The sequence below is a fragment of the Anaerosinus sp. genome, from assembly GCF_965318445.1.
On record NZ_CBDNNH010000027.1, the window covers coordinates 1 to 14,985 of the forward strand.

At 31.7% G+C, this 14,985-nt stretch carries 17 protein-coding genes, 1 pseudogene and 1 other annotated feature; of the genes and pseudogenes, 9 read left to right on the forward strand and 9 right to left on the reverse strand.

The genetic code is table 11. The annotated features are described in order from the left end of the window. The first annotated feature begins 232 nt into the window (after positions 1-232). A complete protein-coding gene (locus tag ACWZFG_RS12990; protein WP_455577787.1) occupies positions 233-793 on the forward strand; it encodes a hypothetical protein in 561 nt (186 codons plus the stop codon). 496 nt (positions 794-1,289) lie between these two features. Here the strand turns inward: ACWZFG_RS12990 and ACWZFG_RS12995 are convergent, their stop codons facing one another. The 6 genes from ACWZFG_RS12995 to ACWZFG_RS13020 all read right to left on the reverse strand — a co-directional run bounded on the left by ACWZFG_RS12995 (position 1,290) and on the right by ACWZFG_RS13020 (position 4,112). Then, positions 1,290-1,481 (reverse strand): DUF378 domain-containing protein, encoded by a 192-nt coding sequence (locus ACWZFG_RS12995; protein WP_147668650.1) that lies wholly within the window; start codon positions 1,479-1,481, stop codon positions 1,290-1,292. Between the two features lie 987 nt (positions 1,482-2,468). Further along, positions 2,469-2,651, reverse strand: a complete 183-nt coding sequence (locus ACWZFG_RS13000) for a hypothetical protein (RefSeq protein ID WP_418626717.1) — start codon at positions 2,649-2,651, stop codon at positions 2,469-2,471. Then, positions 2,648-2,953: a hypothetical protein gene (locus ACWZFG_RS13005; RefSeq protein WP_455577788.1), complete on the reverse strand. Its 306-nt coding sequence runs from the start codon at positions 2,951-2,953 to the stop codon at positions 2,648-2,650. Before ACWZFG_RS13005 ends, ACWZFG_RS13000 begins: the two co-directional genes overlap by 4 nt. Positions 2,954-2,964: 11 nt before the next feature. Then, positions 2,965-3,600 carry an LPD3 domain-containing protein gene (locus tag ACWZFG_RS13010; RefSeq protein ID WP_455577789.1) on the reverse strand — a complete coding sequence of 212 codons (636 nt, stop codon included), beginning with the start codon at positions 3,598-3,600 and terminating at the stop codon, positions 2,965-2,967. Between the two features lie 80 nt (positions 3,601-3,680). Further along, positions 3,681-3,827, reverse strand: a complete 147-nt coding sequence (locus ACWZFG_RS13015; protein ID WP_455577790.1) for a hypothetical protein — start codon at positions 3,825-3,827, stop codon at positions 3,681-3,683. A gap of 6 nt (positions 3,828-3,833) precedes the next feature. Continuing rightward, the gene (locus ACWZFG_RS13020; RefSeq protein WP_418626719.1) at positions 3,834-4,112 is read right to left on the reverse strand and encodes a hypothetical protein; all 279 of its coding nucleotides are present in this window, start codon (positions 4,110-4,112) and stop codon (positions 3,834-3,836) included. A gap of 156 nt (positions 4,113-4,268) precedes the next feature. Here ACWZFG_RS13020 and ACWZFG_RS13025 point away from each other — a divergent pair. The 7 genes and pseudogenes from ACWZFG_RS13025 to lexA all read left to right on the forward strand — a co-directional run. Continuing rightward, positions 4,269-4,421, forward strand: a pseudogene (locus ACWZFG_RS13025) (helix-turn-helix domain-containing protein); the annotation flags it as partial. Between the two features lie 1,069 nt (positions 4,422-5,490). Next, positions 5,491-5,814, forward strand: coding sequence for an Abi-alpha family protein (locus ACWZFG_RS13030; RefSeq protein WP_418626720.1), 324 nt, complete (start codon positions 5,491-5,493; stop codon positions 5,812-5,814). Between the two features lie 95 nt (positions 5,815-5,909). Beyond that, the gene (locus tag ACWZFG_RS13035; protein ID WP_418626721.1) at positions 5,910-6,380 is read left to right on the forward strand and encodes an N-terminal phage integrase SAM-like domain-containing protein; all 471 of its coding nucleotides are present in this window, start codon (positions 5,910-5,912) and stop codon (positions 6,378-6,380) included. A 4-nt stretch (positions 6,381-6,384) separates the two neighbouring features. Continuing rightward, complete coding sequence (locus tag ACWZFG_RS13040; RefSeq protein WP_418626722.1) at positions 6,385-6,669, forward strand: tyrosine-type recombinase/integrase; 285 nt, start codon at positions 6,385-6,387, stop codon at positions 6,667-6,669. Between the two features lie 4 nt (positions 6,670-6,673). Beyond that, positions 6,674-6,958, forward strand: coding sequence for a tyrosine-type recombinase/integrase (locus ACWZFG_RS13045; protein WP_418626723.1), 285 nt, complete (start codon positions 6,674-6,676; stop codon positions 6,956-6,958). A 195-nt stretch (positions 6,959-7,153) separates the two neighbouring features. Continuing rightward, positions 7,154-7,702, forward strand: coding sequence for a hypothetical protein (locus tag ACWZFG_RS13050; RefSeq protein WP_418626724.1), 549 nt, complete (start codon positions 7,154-7,156; stop codon positions 7,700-7,702). Between the two features lie 183 nt (positions 7,703-7,885). Continuing rightward, positions 7,886-8,506 (forward strand): transcriptional repressor LexA, encoded by a 621-nt coding sequence (gene lexA, locus ACWZFG_RS13055; RefSeq protein ID WP_147668684.1) that lies wholly within the window; start codon positions 7,886-7,888, stop codon positions 8,504-8,506. Positions 8,507-8,557: 51 nt separating this feature from the next. Here the strand turns inward: lexA and nifJ are convergent, their stop codons facing one another. Further along, positions 8,558-12,079, reverse strand: coding sequence for a pyruvate:ferredoxin (flavodoxin) oxidoreductase (gene nifJ / locus ACWZFG_RS13060; protein ID WP_455577791.1), 3,522 nt, complete (start codon positions 12,077-12,079; stop codon positions 8,558-8,560). Positions 12,080-12,135: 56 nt separating this feature from the next. Continuing rightward, positions 12,136-12,364: a binding site (T-box leader), on the reverse strand. A 491-nt stretch (positions 12,365-12,855) separates the two neighbouring features. On the opposite strand from nifJ, the gene ACWZFG_RS13065 reads away from it, so the two are divergent. Further along, complete coding sequence (locus ACWZFG_RS13065; RefSeq protein WP_177503926.1) at positions 12,856-13,806, forward strand: tyrosine-type recombinase/integrase; 951 nt, start codon at positions 12,856-12,858, stop codon at positions 13,804-13,806. Positions 13,807-14,108: 302 nt separating this feature from the next. Here ACWZFG_RS13065 and ACWZFG_RS13070 read toward each other — a convergent pair whose 3' ends face one another. Continuing rightward, on the reverse strand, positions 14,109-14,237 hold the full coding sequence (locus tag ACWZFG_RS13070; RefSeq protein ID WP_455577792.1) for a hypothetical protein: 129 nt from the start codon (positions 14,235-14,237) through the stop codon (positions 14,109-14,111). Between the two features lie 650 nt (positions 14,238-14,887). After that, positions 14,888-14,974: an IS3 family transposase gene (locus tag ACWZFG_RS13075; protein ID WP_455577599.1), complete on the reverse strand. Its 87-nt coding sequence runs from the start codon at positions 14,972-14,974 to the stop codon at positions 14,888-14,890. Positions 14,975-14,985 lie beyond the last annotated feature (11 nt).

Here is a 14,985-nt window from a genome sequence, read left to right on the forward strand (position 1 = left end):
ACCTTTGCCTCCTAGCAGGTATGCTTCAATTGAGCTCACTTTTCCTTCTATTGAAATCTTTCCTTTTCTGCCCATGAAAAATACTCCCTTCATAGAAACAGTTATATTATTTTAACTGTCTACTATAAAGGGAGCATATCATTAATTCGGTGCAGGCTTTTTTGTGTTTTGTGGAGAAATATGTAACTACAGTTTTGCAAAGAAGATAATATAAAAATGGGGATGAATATATGTGGATAATACAACTATAGGTTTATATTCAATGTGGGGTACAATAGTACAAGCTGTTGTGGCAGTGATTATGATTATAGCAACTGGTTATATTGCTTATAGCCAAAACAACTTATTAAAGAAACAAAATTCAATAGTATTATTAGATAAAAGGATAAAATTAGAAGAAGATATAATTAATTTGTGTAAAGAGATAATAAATTTATCAGACAAAACTGAAAACGCACCCTTTGAAAGGCGAGAATATATCAATCAATATTTAAACGAAATGCATGATATAACACGTAAGATAAAATTAAAGCAAGAAAGGATAAGATACCTATTCGATAATAAAGACAACAAGAAGGATTTAAATAATAGTATTGATGCTATTTATAAATGTATGAAAAATATAAGCGAATCATATTCAAAATATATATCAGATTATCCAACTGCAGAAAATCATATTAAAAAAGATGAAGCAAAAAAACAATATAATAGTGATAAATTTGAACAGATTGAAAAAATCACAAAACTTATGGAAAAAGTACATGATGAATTTATAAAGGGTACTAAACAATAATTGATAATATAAATTGATCATAACATCGTTGAAAATTTTACATAGGGAAACGTAAGCGAATCAAAATAAATACCCCTTAAAATTGATTCTACGAGGTCGTTTTTAGGATTATTTTAAATTTCTAAAAGCAAGGAGTATTCTTAATGAGTGTCGAAGAATTGAAAAAGAATTTATGACATGAAATAAAACCACAGCAGTCTTATAACACTAGTAATATCAATACTTAAGAGGGAATTTATTTTCCCACGATTTTCCCACAAAAACCGTATGTTTACCACATAAATCCCACAAACAATAAAATATATCGAATTAATTTAAAATAATAAAAAATTTATAAAGCTAGAAGATACTTTATAAAATATAGGCTTAAAGTTAAGTAATAATAAAATTAACTAGCCTAGGTTAAATTTTCATATTAGTTCCGATAATGATAAATTATCGGAACCAATGTTTTGTGGATTTTTAAAGCCATATATAACCATATATATGATTTTTATTAAGTAACGTTTTCTCTGCCAAATAATTTTAGACACCAAATACCCGAGATCCCAACTAAAACATAAATTATTCTGCTTAATAATGAACTTTGCCCACCAAACAAAGTTGCAACTACATCAAACTGAAATATACCAATTAAAAACCAATTTATAGCACCTATTATAACTAAAACCAAGGCTAGTCTATCCATGAGAATTCAACTCCTTAAATTTATACTAAAAATAATATGTTCAAAAAAATAAATATAAATTCAAAAATATTTTATTTAAGTAACATTTCATTGATAAAGTTAATAATTTAATAATATAGATACTGTAATAAGACTCTTCTATCATATTAAAATATTCTTATACTACTCTTTTTAATTTTAATTATAAAAAATTATTCCTACCTTATTTAAGCTTTCTCCAGCGTATATCTCAACTGTATGGAAGCAAAAAAGCCTGTATTGCGTAAAGTTTGCTCACTCCATATCTGCGACTCTATATATAAATCTAGGATTGATACTAATTTGTTAATGTAACAATAACAAAAAAGGCTCTAGCAAAATGTGCTAGAACCTCAATATTCAGTTGTACGCCTTGTACTATTTAGATACGACTAAAGAATTCAAATTAAACTATATTATACAGTAAAATCAAATTCGTATTATTATTGACGATCGCCTTTTTATTGTTTATGTAGAATAGAAAAAGATACCAAGCATAAATTAATTTGTGTTTGGTATCTTTTTTTTAATTCCAAGTATTAAATTTTATTTTTTCTTTTAGGCCTAAATCAAGTACAGTAACGAAACGTCTTCGTGGAACTTCTATTACAATACTACGTTCTACCCTAACTGATAATATATACTGATTTGAATTAACCTCACCTATAACGAATTGTATTAATGGGTTATAACTCAAAATTAAAACAATAAACATCATACTCTCTGAAAAAAAGGAATAAAATTTCGACTTGTTTTCATATTTTATATTTTTAACAAAACCCTCCAATGAGCTTATATATTATAACATTAAACAATCATTATAGCAAGTAAATAAATTCCATTCATATTTTCGATATTAATAAAATAACAGATAAATAAAAATCCACCAGCTTAGCTGGTGATATTCAGGCTACTCTTTACCAGCAACGCCAGCAGGCACATATGACGTCCTACAGCCGCATAAGTTTATTACTTGCTACCGGTGGCTATCGAACTTAATTGGTCATATATTTTATCTTCATGAGCGCTTTGAATCTCTTCGTCAAGATTGCTAAACCCTTTACTTTTACCTATGGATGTTGCTGGCATATTCTCAGCGTAACCTTTTTCCCATTTACACGCCGCTAAAATAGTATCGCGATCTTTTTTCATCCATGCAGGAGCATTTTCTTTAGCACCTTCAATAAGTAATTCTTCCGTTTGATTGCAATATTGCCTATTTCATCAGCAATTATTTCCTCAATAATATCTTGATCACTTAAAACGTCACGCACCAGTAATTTTCGATTGTAGCTTACACCATCGCGATTCGCACCATTAAATTCTGCTGGACCATCAAAAAATCTAATTTCATTACCAAGCATTTTACCAAGAGTAGCAATAGATTTTTCAAATTGGGTATTTGTTACTTCGGATTGGAAATAATAATTACCATCAGTATCCTTGCATGTCACGTATACTGATATTAGATAAAGAACCGTTCGACGCCATCACAGGGTGAGATTCCCTTCCGGCGGAACAGTTCTTTTCTTATTATTACATCATACAAATTAATGTCTCTTGGATCGATGTTTAGAGATCCATTTTGTTTTTCTGCAACTATTCTTACGGTATGGATTTTGTCTTTTATTTTAACGGGAACATAAAAACGATGATAGACTGCGACTTTAGGTTTCTTAGCAACCTTTGTATTTGGTTCGCTTTCTATAAGAACAGAATTTTTAATTAAATCTTTTATAGATAGCAATCCACCTTTTCTGATCTTATCTTCCGCGCGTTTAACTTTTTTATTGCTGGAGTAAACTATATGCTTTACATCCTTCGGCAATATACTCATAATCGCCTTATTGTCAGCTGTACTTAACTGTGTTTTTTCAGCAACCAAATTTTTAATATGACCAACTAAATCCTTATTTGTTACAACCGTTTCGGGTAACGCATTCGTAATATCAACAGGATGCACCTTTTCATCTGGATTCACATCTACATTTAGCGGTTGTTTCATGCCACCTTGATTTACATATAGTTGCCGCTGAAATAATGGTGCTTTATCACGCAAGTATTGTACTGGATCAATCTTAGTTTTGGCATGTGCAAGCATTGATTTAGTTACTTCTTTACTTTCTTGAACACCTCTACCAGTCTGTCTTAAACTATCATAAAATTTTTGTGTTTCAATATCTAATTCTTTTTTCTCTTGGGAGTAATCCTCAAGAGATTTTTTATATCCTTTACATTGCGCGAATTCGCTTGATTTATGGTGAGTCCATCTTCTTCTGTTTTTGTATCGTTTTTTAATTTTTCAGCAATATCGACACGTTGTGACATAACTGCTTAATATTTACTTAAAGGAATTTCTACATCTTGACCAGTAGAAGCGGCTTTTTGAATTTGTTCCTCGCTTACCCCAAGTTGCTCAATAATCTCAGCATCCGTACTTTGAAGCATTGCATTCGCATCAACATATATTTTTTCATTTGGACTTACATATTCTTTATGCGATTCTAATATTACAGGATCGAGACCCGAATCTGCCATTGTCTTAATTTCATTAAAAGTTTTCGTAACACCTTTTGCTACACGAACTCTTTCAATATTTTCATGCGCTCCCATTTAATCACCACCTTCAACTAACACATTTTGTTATATTTATTACACCAACGGATCGCGTTATACTCAATGTGTTTTTATAAATTTTTCTCAAATACCGTTAGTTTATGTTAATATTGCATATAAGAGGTGAGAAAAAGTGACAATTAGCGAACGAGAATAAAGAGATTTAGAAAAGAAAAAGGGTTAACTCAGAAAGAATTAGGCGATTTAGTTAATAAGTCGTCACAAGTTATTTCAAATTGGGAACGCGGATATACAACGACAATAAATCATGAGGATATAACGAATCTATCTAAAGTACTTGGTAAGTCTATAGAAGTAATAATTGGCACTGACTATGTTCCACCTGACACTTCTCCTAAACAACCAAAAGACCTAGTAAAATTCCTCAATCAAGCCGAGTTTATGTTTGACGGTGATACCTATAAATTAAACGATGATGATAGAGCTAAAATACGTGCTGCTCTTGAACTTGCGTTTTGGGATGCTAAAGAACTTAATAAGAGAAAAAAATAATCATACCTCCACAAGAGCGATATGATCTACATAGTTAATTTATATAGTTGTGGTTATTGACAGTATAAATTTTATAGTTTAAGATAAAACTATAAAAGGTGCTACCGATAAACGGTTAGCTCCCATTATACGATTAGTTTTTGATTAACCGCAAAGTTGGTAGCTGGGCGGTTAATCTTTTTTTATGGCAAAAACCAAGACGATGAAAAGTAACAAAGTTAAATTAACATCATTCATGGCATCACCCCCATTCCTCCGTATGTAACGGAATAAGAACGGGAACTAACCGCCTATCGTTATCGTAGCACCTTGGATAATTATAACATACATATTTTCTACTCAACAATAGTTTTTACAGGTGGGGTATTATGATAAATTACAAACTCCGTGTAAAAAACCTCGTAAATAAGCATGGTACAAGCAGTCCATTTGACCTATCTAAAGTAAAAATTATATACGCTCCTCACCCCAGTAATATTCGTGGATTCTTGGCTTGTGTATTAAAACGTAAGTATATTATTCTAAGTGATATCTTGTGATATCAAGCACAAAAATTAACTATCTGTCATGAGATTGGACACGCTCAACTACATAAAGGTTACGGCTACTATTTTCATGCAGACAATACATATTATGTTCCTGCTAAGAGAGAATTTGAAGCAAACAATTATTCAATACATCTACTATCCTACTCTAACGATATTAACGTGGATCTAATTATTGATGTGATTAATGATAAACATCCAGATCCCCATTTAGTACATACTATCTTATCAACGTTTATGGAGTGTGATGCAAATTGACTAGACAGGCAAAATAAGAACCTACAATCCAACAAAAAGGATGTAGGTTTTTATTATAAATGGGACCTTTACACCTCGAAAATATTATCAGAAGGTCTGGAACGGGTAGTACGATTTTACCCCATTACTTGCCATCGGAGTTTAGTTCTCCGAAAGAAATATTTATGATGATTGAGAACTTTGATCGTTTAAAATTATTAAATGTTAGCTACGATTCATATTTAACGGACCCAATAGCTTACCAACATTTTTATTATGATGAAAAAATTAAAACGATTACAAATAAAATATTTATTCGTCCTAATTCTGAAATTGCACATATTAGAGGAGTTGCAACTGTTACCGATTTAGGTTTATCATTTTACAATATATGCGTTAAATAAAAATATAATACAGCTTATAAAATGCAAGATAATGTAAGCCGCATTATATTTTTAACATATTCTACCGAACATATGTACTGTAAGGAGGAGTTATCATGAAAGAATCTGTAAGAAAACGCGGTGACATATGCTACTATCGCATCAATTTGGGAATCATAGATAACGAGAGAAAAGAAATCGAAAGGGCTGTTGGGACAATCGAAAAAGAGGCATGGAAAGCTCTCCGACAAGCTATGGTAGACCTTGACCAAACTGGACGCTATTTCGAGCCTAGTAGTAAATCATTTTCTGATTATCTTGATGAATTTATAGAAAGTCGCGAATTAAATCTAAAGGAGTATACTTTAATCATTTATAAGTCAGCTATAAAGAATCATTTAAAGCCAGCTCTAGGTAAATATAAAATTAAAAATATCTCCCCTGTCCTAATTCAAAAATTTATTGATAGCAAAAAAAGAGTAGGATTTAGCAAAAACACAACATTACTCATATTTGCAGTATTAAGAAAAGCATTAAAATACGCAGTTCATCCTTTTGGATATATAAAAATAAATCCAAAAGGATGAACAAATGCAACGTATCTTTGATAGGTTTGGATCCTCACATTTATTTTACGTACCAATTATGTTAGCTTATTACACAGGAATGAGACTTGGAGAATGTTTAGGATTAGAGTGGAAAAATATTGATTTAGATGGTAAAATTATTAAAGTAGAATCAACTTTATATGATAAAAACAAATCTACAAAAATAACAAAGGCGAAAACAAAGAACTCTATTCGTGAAATAGATTTTACGGATAAGCTTTTCACTATATTAAAGACTCAAAAAAACGTCAAGCCGAAAATAAATTAAAAGCATGAGATATTTCGGAAAATGGTGTAAAGAAGCATTTGGAGATGCTTGCGGTTTATCCTTTCATAGTCTAAGACATACTCATGCAACTGTACTTCTTGAAAATACTGCTGACGTGAAATATGTATCTACGAGACTTGGACATGCCTCCATAAAAATAACTTTAGATATATACGCTCATGTAACTCAAAAAATAAAAAATGCTAACATACAAATAATAGAAAATAGTTTTTATAATAGCCTTGCCCGCAAAATAAAATTGCCGCGGGCAAAAATAACGATAAGATAGATACTATCCCCTATTTATCTAATACGAAAAGGGATTTCACCTATAATGATAAAATTAGTTGATTATCTGAAACTACTGTCATTCTCTTTATAATATTTTATTTATTATACTTGAGCTTTCTCGCCTTTTATAAGTCATATTTTTATATGTCGAGAATATTTAGTCTTACAAATTTATTTAAGGAGTGAGTTTTATTTGGACAATGGAGTAAAAAAATTTCATCAAACATTTTGGTTTGCATTGCTCGCTATATTAGCGGTTCTATTCTTGTTGCTCTCTATTAGTGCTATATTGAATAAGAATTTTGTTCAGAAAGAAATAAAAACTGCATCTTCTACAACGATTTGTCCTATAGCTGGAATTGGCGATAAAGTAACTGATTTTGAAAGGGCTTATGGAAAAATGATTGACAAAGATAGCGGTAAGTCATTTAACTCTAATAAAATAAATATTCTTTTCTTAAATGATATTGTATATAATCTCACTGTTAGAATTAATTCACCGAAAAAATTGTCTATTGAGCATATAACAGGTTTTCTTCCATCTGATATGAAAATTATTAAAGAATATAGTGATGTTCAAGATATCGATGGAAAGCAACGGTATATTATAATGGCTGAAAGCGAAATGTTGAGAGCGATTTTTCCTAACGAACAAGGAAAATTTGTAATAGTTCAACGTATTTATATAAATAGAGGTGGCGGGTATAATCATTTTGCTATTGCAGTTGGTAATCACCCTTGATAAAAAATTCAAACAGTGAAGAATCTCCTACGTGAATAGAGTTTTAAATAGATTCTTACTTTATAAAAGTTGATTTTTGCTTAAACTGGATATACCTTTTACAAAATAAGAACTTGTGTTTGATTTTGTAAGCAAAAATTGTTATACTTTGAACAGGTAATAGTTATTAATGGAGGGTATTTTATGTCTATTGAATCACAACTTAATCAACGTCAACAAGAAATATTTTATTTTATTAAAGAATCCTTAATGAATAATGGATACCCCCCTTCTGTTCGTGAAATTGGTAAAGCTGTAGGGCTTAAATCAACTTCTACAGTTCATGGCTATTTAAATAAACTTGAGGAGTTAGGATTAATAAAAAGAGATCCTTCTAAGCCTCGTGCAATAGATATTTTAGATGAAAAGCCATGGCTAAAAGCTACGGTATCTATTCCACTCGTTGGACAAGTAACAGCTGGCATACCTATTTTAGCGGTAGAAAATATTGAGGAAGTTTATCCTTTTCCAAAATCACTACTTGGCACTTATGAGGATAATGTTTTTATGCTTACGGTAAAAGGGGAAAGCATGATTAATGCAGGAATCTTTGATGGTGATTATATTATGGTACGTGAACAAAATACAGCCAATAATAACGATATTGTAGTTGCGTTGATTAATGGTGAAACCGCTACAGTAAAACGATTTTTTAAAGAAAAAGACTTTATTCGATTACAGCCAGAAAATGATACCATGTCTCCTATTTATGAACGGAACGTATCAATTTTGGGTAAAGTTATTGGTGTCTTTAGACAATTGTAGAAAACTCCAAGGGTGAAAATTTCATCCTTGGAGTTTTTTTAAAAAATAAATTTATTTTGCCAAATTTTTATATTGATTTAATCTTTCCTTCGCATCTTTTTCTGTCTTATTAAATAACTCTTGTGCAATGTCAGGAAATTGTTTTTTCAATGAAGAATATCTAACCTCACCCATCAAGAATTCTTGAAAGTTTAAAGAGGGTTCTTTAGAATCCAACATGAAAGGATTTTTGTTTTCATCTTTTAGTAGTGGATTATAACGATATAAAGACCAATACCCACTATCTACAGCTCTTTTTGCTTCTAATTGACTAAACCCCATCCCTGCTTTTAAGCCGTGATTAATACATGGAGCATAAGCGATAATTAAGGATGGACCAGGATAAGCCTCTGCCTCTTTAATCGCTTTCATTGTTTGATTTTTATCGGCTCCCATTGCAATTTGTGCTACATAAACATAGCCATAACTCATTGCCATCATACCTAAGTCTTTTTTCTTTGTCTTCTTACCTCCGGCAGCAAATTTTGCGATCGCCGCAGTTGGTGTTGCTTTTGAAGATTGCCCGCCTGTATTTGAATATACTTCAGTATCGAATACTAAAACATTGATATCTTCTCCTGAAGCTAGAACATGATCAAGTCCGCCAAAGCCTATATCATAGGCCCAGCCATCTCCACCAAATAACCAATGGGAACGTTTTACTAAAAAGTCTCGATTCGTATAGATTTCTTCTAATAGTGGATGAATATTTCTTTCACTTTGAATTAAAGCGAGAAGTTTATTGGAAATTTCCCTGGAAATATATGTATCATGACTGTTTTCTAACCACTCTTTACATCCCGCAGTCAATTCTTTAGATAAATTTAATTCTTGCAGGTGTTTAATATTTTGAATTAATTGTTCTCGGATTTGTTTAGCTCCTACAAGCATACCTAAGCCAAACTCTGCATTATCTTCGAATAATGAATTTCCCCAGGCTGGGCCATGCCCTTTTCTATTCGTTGTATATGGAACTGATGGAGCGCTACCGGCCCATACAGAGGAGCATCCTGTTGCATTGGCAATCACCATTCGATCACCAAACAATTGCGTAACTAATTTTGCATATGGCGTTTCGCCGCATCCAGCACAAGCTCCCGAAAATTCAAGTAATGGTTGTTCGAATTGACTTCCTTTAACAGTAAATTTATTCATTGGATTTATTTTTTCTTCTACATTCAAGGTATACTGCCAAGAAGCATCTTTTGAGGTCTGAGTTGCCAATGGTTTCATTATCAATGCTTTATTCTTCGCCGGGCAAACCTGAGCGCAGTTACCACAGCCAGTACAATCTAATGGTGATATTGCCATATGATATGCTAACTCTTTAGCACCTATGGCAGGCTTATGGAGGAATGAATCTGGCGCATGATTAACTTCTGCTTGACTTAAGAGCACTGGACGAATTGCTGCATGAGGGCAAATATAGGAACATTGATTACATTGAATGCAATTTTCATCATTCCATTCAGGAACATTAATTGCAATTCCCCTTTTTTCATAAGCTGCACTTCCAAAAGGAAAAGTTCCATCTTCTAACCCATTAAATGCGCTAACTGGCAATTTGTCACCTTCTTGACGAGCAATTGGCAATAAAATATTTTCAATAAATTCCGGCATGTATTTTTTAGGTTCATCAACTTTAGCTTCTAAGTTATGCCAAGCGTTCGGAATTGTAATTTTTATTATGGCAGAAACGCCTTTTTCGATCGCATTATGATTCATTTTAACAATATGATCACCTTTATGACCGTAAGAAGCAACAACAGCATCTTTTAAATAGCAGATTGCATCATCTACTGGAATAATTTCAGCAATTTTGAAAAAGGCGGATTGCATAATCATGTTAATTCTACCGCCTAAACCAATTTCTTCAGCAATTGCAACGGCATCAATGATGTAGAAATCAATATTATTCTGGGCAATATATATTTTCATTGAGTTTGGAAGATAGATTTCTAAGTCTTTTTCAGTCCAACGACAATTTAACAAGAATTTTCCTTTTGCTTTTAATCCGCTTAGAATATCATATTTATCTACATAGGATTGATTGTGGCAAGCAACAAAATCAGGTTGATTGATTAGATATGGTGATTTAATTGGATTATTACCAAAACGCAAGTGAGAAATTGTAACTCCACCAGATTTTTTTGAATCATAAGAAAAATAAGCTTGCGCATACATGTTCGTATGATTTCCAATAATTTTAATTGCATTTTTATTGGCTCCGACAGTTCCATCGGAACCTAGTCCCCAAAATTTGCAACTTGTAATAGAAGGAGTATGAAGAATAAAATCATTTATTTCTGGTAAAGAAGTATGATTTACGTCATCATCAATCCCTACGGTAAAGTTATCTTTTGGTTTTGCCATAGATAAATTTTCGAAAATTGCATACACATGCGCCGGAGTTACGTCTTTTCCACCTACTCCACAACGTCCGCCAACAATGACTGGTTTTAACTCTTCATTTCCATAAAAAACAGATTTTACATCTAAGTATAAAGGTTCTGCAAAGGAACCAATTTCTTTGGTTCTATCTAAAACCGCAATTTTTTTTGTCGTTTTAGGGATTGCAGCAAGAAAATGCTTAGCTGAAAAAGGTCTGTATAAGTGAACCGTGAGAACACCTACTTTTTCTCCTTGACTATTCAAATAATCAACAACTTCTTCAATCGTTTCACACATTGAGCCCATTGCAATAATAATTCTTTCTGCATCCTTTGCACCATGATAATTAAATAGATGATATTCTCTACCTGTAAGTTTACTGATTTCTTGCATATATTCTTCTACGATATCGGGAATATTCTTATAATATTTATTTAATGATTCTCTATGTTGAAAATTAATATCTGAAGTTTGAACGGTCCCCCGTAAAACTGGATGATCTGGGTTTAGAGCCTTGCGTCTAAAACGATTTAACGCTTCATAATCTAATAATTTAGCCAATTCGTCATATTCTAGAAGTTCAACTTTTTGAAGTTCATGAGATGTTCTGAATCCATCAAAAAAGTTTAAGAAAGGAACACTCGTTTTAATGGCTGATAAATGTGCTACAGCAGCTAAATCCATGACTTGTTGTACGCTGCTTTCTGCCAGCATTGCAAAACCAGTCTGCCTCGTTGCCATGACATCAGAATGATCGCCGAAAATACTAATTGAATTTGATCCAACAACACGTGAACTAACGTGGAAAACACCAGGTAGCAGTTCTCCGGCAATTTTGTACATATTAGGTATCATAAGAAGTAAGCCTTGCGAAGCTGTATAGGTTGTAGTTAATGCACCGGATTGTAAAGATCCGTGTACTGCTCCAGCCGCTCCGCCTTCTGACTGCATTTCAACGACTTGAACTGCTTGACCAAATATATTCTTCTTCCCTTGCGCAGACCATTCATCTACGTGCTCTGCCATATCCGATGATGGCGTAATTGGATAGATTGCTGCTACGTCAGTAAAAGCATAAGAGATATAAGCTGCTGCTGTATTACCATCCATAGTTTTCATTTTTCTCTGTACATTGTTTGCCATAAGTGTATAATCTCCTCTCAAAATAAAAAGCCCCTATTCGAGTATATATACACTCGAATAGGGGCGTAAAAAATCTACGCGTTACCACCCTTATTTATCACTTAAAATCAGTCCAACAACCGATTCTCATCTAACGCATGAGATACGCCCCTGCCTAATCGCTAAATGCTTTCGGAGAAGAGTTCATGGGTGATTTAATCAATAGAATTACTATACCGATTTTCAGCAAACATCAGCTCTCTGCAATAGTTGAATTCTATCTTTATTCCCAATCATCACTTGTACACTACAGAAATATAAAACTGTAAATTTGTAAACCTTATGAAGTAGATTATGACATCAAAATTAAAATATGTCAATGCTTATTCTTATTTTTTAGTACAAATAAAATTTATAAACTTTATGTAGGTTATTAATGAACAAGTACAATAAATTGAACTTGTTGTACTAAAATATTTTTTATTTATATTGAGCGCATAATCTACTGATTTAAAGATTTATAAAATATATATCCTTATAAGTATAATTATAAGGATATATATTTTATGTAAAAAATGCAGGATATGTAATATTTATGACGAATTTTATAATATATTGACATATAAGATTTAAATTAATCCTTTTTATGGTATATCTTTATATAGTAATGCATTTGATTTGTATATGTTCTTATATAAACATTAGATATTCCTATTCAATTAGGATGAAAAATTGCGTATACATGATTCTAAAAAAACATTTTTTACTACAAAATAAAAATTAGGGAGATACTTGTTTTGAATACCCAACCTATTACCTTAGATTATTTTATGGATAATTTTATAGAATTTATAAAAAGAGATTCTGCCAATGGGAGACCTGCACAAGATACTTTAAATACATATACTTCAAATATAAAACAATTTTTTATTTGGTGTTATTCTATCAGTAATCAGCAACCGCTTAGTTGTACTCCCGAAGATATAAAAGAATATCGTAATTATCTTTGGGAAAAACGTCAATTGCGCGTTTCTACCGTATCTTTAAAACTAACCGCAATTAGACGCTTTTTTGAAGCTGCACTTCTTCGAGGGCTTATCCAGATAAATCCGGCGAATGATGTCTATGCTGGTGAAGACCCTATGCTTAATTTGCAAACAACAAAGTATCTTAATGAAAATAAATTGCAGGATTTGATTAATCTTATTCCGAAAGATGGCGTAACAAATTTACGGTCTAGAGCAATAATTGCTTTGATGGGACTACAAGGATTGCGAACAGTTGAGATTCATAGGGCTAGCATTGAAGATATTGACTTTAATACTGGTGTTATGCTAGTGCGTGGGAAAAAACGTGATGGTCGAGTATATTTAAGACAAGATACAGTTAAATTGTTAATAACATATTTAAAAGTAAGAGGGTTTGCACAAAGAGATGATCGTGGCACTCCACTTTTTATTTCAATGGCTTATCATAATAAGGGAGGTAGAATATCTCGTTGTGGTGTTCGTGATATAATTAACAAATTATTTATTCAAGCAGGAATAAAGGCAATGTCTAATAATCATTTAAGTTGTCATTTGCTAAGACACTCTTGCGGAACCAACTTATATATGCGAACTAAGGACTTACGGGTAGTCCAAGAGGTACTACGTCATAAGAAAATTGACACTACAACAAAATATGCTCATATCCATGATCAAATGCAAAAGAGATATACGGAAGAGATAAATATTGATATATTATAATTACGGATAGTTAGACCGATTTCCACATTGATATGATTCTATCCTCATGTACAGAAGTGAATTATTAAACGGAATACTCAGGTATGAATATACTGCTTATAAGACAGAGTGTAATGACAATAACTTGTTATTAATACAAGTATTTTTATAAATTTGCATACATCTTTGAGATAGATATTTTATTCTTTACCATTTTGCAATAAGGATTTATGAAATAAATAATACCCTTGATTTATTAATGTTTATAGCCGTTTTGATGGTGATGCTATTTATCTTATCAATTTCATTTTTCAATCTTTCAATTAAATAAGTTTATATTTTTTAATTGATGAGTTGATACTTTCTTTAAATATATTAGCAGGCACATCTCCTATTTGTTCTAATATTTTTCCTAAAACTGCTTGACTTATTGTTGTAAGATTAGTTTTCATTTTCTATAACCATTTTTTATATTTTATAATATAAAATGTAAAAAATAAAACATTCCCCAAAAAACGACTTCGTAAAATCGATTTTAAGACGCGCTTTTTTTTTTTTGCTTATGTTTCCCTATGTGTAAAAATTGGAGATATAACGAGTGATTTCTAGCAGTGTTATCAGCATTGGCGATTTTTACGTGTTGTTCCCCTTTTTTCTTTTTGGTTAATATAATTTTATTGTTATTGTGTCTAGAAAGAGATATGAAGATGAATTTTCTTCAAATTAAATTAGACAATCTAGTATTTTAATAAAACAGCAATAGTCCTAGATCAAGTGCAGTAGTGGAACCTCTTCGTGGAAGCTATGTTCTACCATAACTGGTAATATATAATGATTTGAATTAAGTGACTTGTATTAGTGGATTGTAACTAAACATTAAAGCAATAAACACCATACTCTTGAAAAAAAGAATGAAAATTCGACGCGTTTTTATTTTCTATACTCTTAATAAAAGTCTCAAATGAACTCATATACTATAACAAGTAAATAAATACCATTTATATTTTGAATATAAATAAAATAGCACATAAAGCAAAAAAGCCTGCACTAAATAAAAAGTGAACTGCACCCTGTCAAGTAGACAGATGAAAAACTAAAAATTTTATGCAACTAGGGTCTGATTTCGATATTCTATCGGAGTCAGACCTTTTAGGTTTTTCTGTAATCTTTTCGTGTTATAAAAATTTATGTATTCATCAA

Coding starts and splice junctions, on each gene's coding strand:
- ACWZFG_RS13035 (WP_418626721.1), top strand. CDS start 5,910: ATGAAAGAATCTGTAAGAAAACGCGGTGACATATGCTACTATCGCATC.
- ACWZFG_RS13070 (WP_455577792.1), bottom strand. CDS start 14,237: ATGAAAACTAATCTTACAACAATAAGTCAAGCAGTTTTAGGAAAAATA.
- ACWZFG_RS13000 (WP_418626717.1), bottom strand. CDS start 2,651: ATGAAAAAAGATCGCGATACTATTTTAGCGGCGTGTAAATGGGAAAAA.
- ACWZFG_RS13045 (WP_418626723.1), top strand. CDS start 6,674: ATGAGATATTTCGGAAAATGGTGTAAAGAAGCATTTGGAGATGCTTGC.
- nifJ (WP_455577791.1), bottom strand. CDS start 12,079: ATGGCAAACAATGTACAGAGAAAAATGAAAACTATGGATGGTAATACA.
- ACWZFG_RS13015 (WP_455577790.1), bottom strand. CDS start 3,827: ATGTCACAACGTGTCGATATTGCTGAAAAATTAAAAAACGATACAAAA.
- lexA (WP_147668684.1), top strand. CDS start 7,886: ATGTCTATTGAATCACAACTTAATCAACGTCAACAAGAAATATTTTAT.
- ACWZFG_RS13020 (WP_418626719.1), bottom strand. CDS start 4,112: ATGGGAGCGCATGAAAATATTGAAAGAGTTCGTGTAGCAAAAGGTGTT.
- ACWZFG_RS13040 (WP_418626722.1), top strand. CDS start 6,385: ATGCAACGTATCTTTGATAGGTTTGGATCCTCACATTTATTTTACGTA.
- ACWZFG_RS13030 (WP_418626720.1), top strand. CDS start 5,491: ATGGGACCTTTACACCTCGAAAATATTATCAGAAGGTCTGGAACGGGT.
- ACWZFG_RS12995 (WP_147668650.1), bottom strand. CDS start 1,481: ATGGATAGACTAGCCTTGGTTTTAGTTATAATAGGTGCTATAAATTGG.
- ACWZFG_RS13010 (WP_455577789.1), bottom strand. CDS start 3,600: ATGCTTGCACATGCCAAAACTAAGATTGATCCAGTACAATACTTGCGT.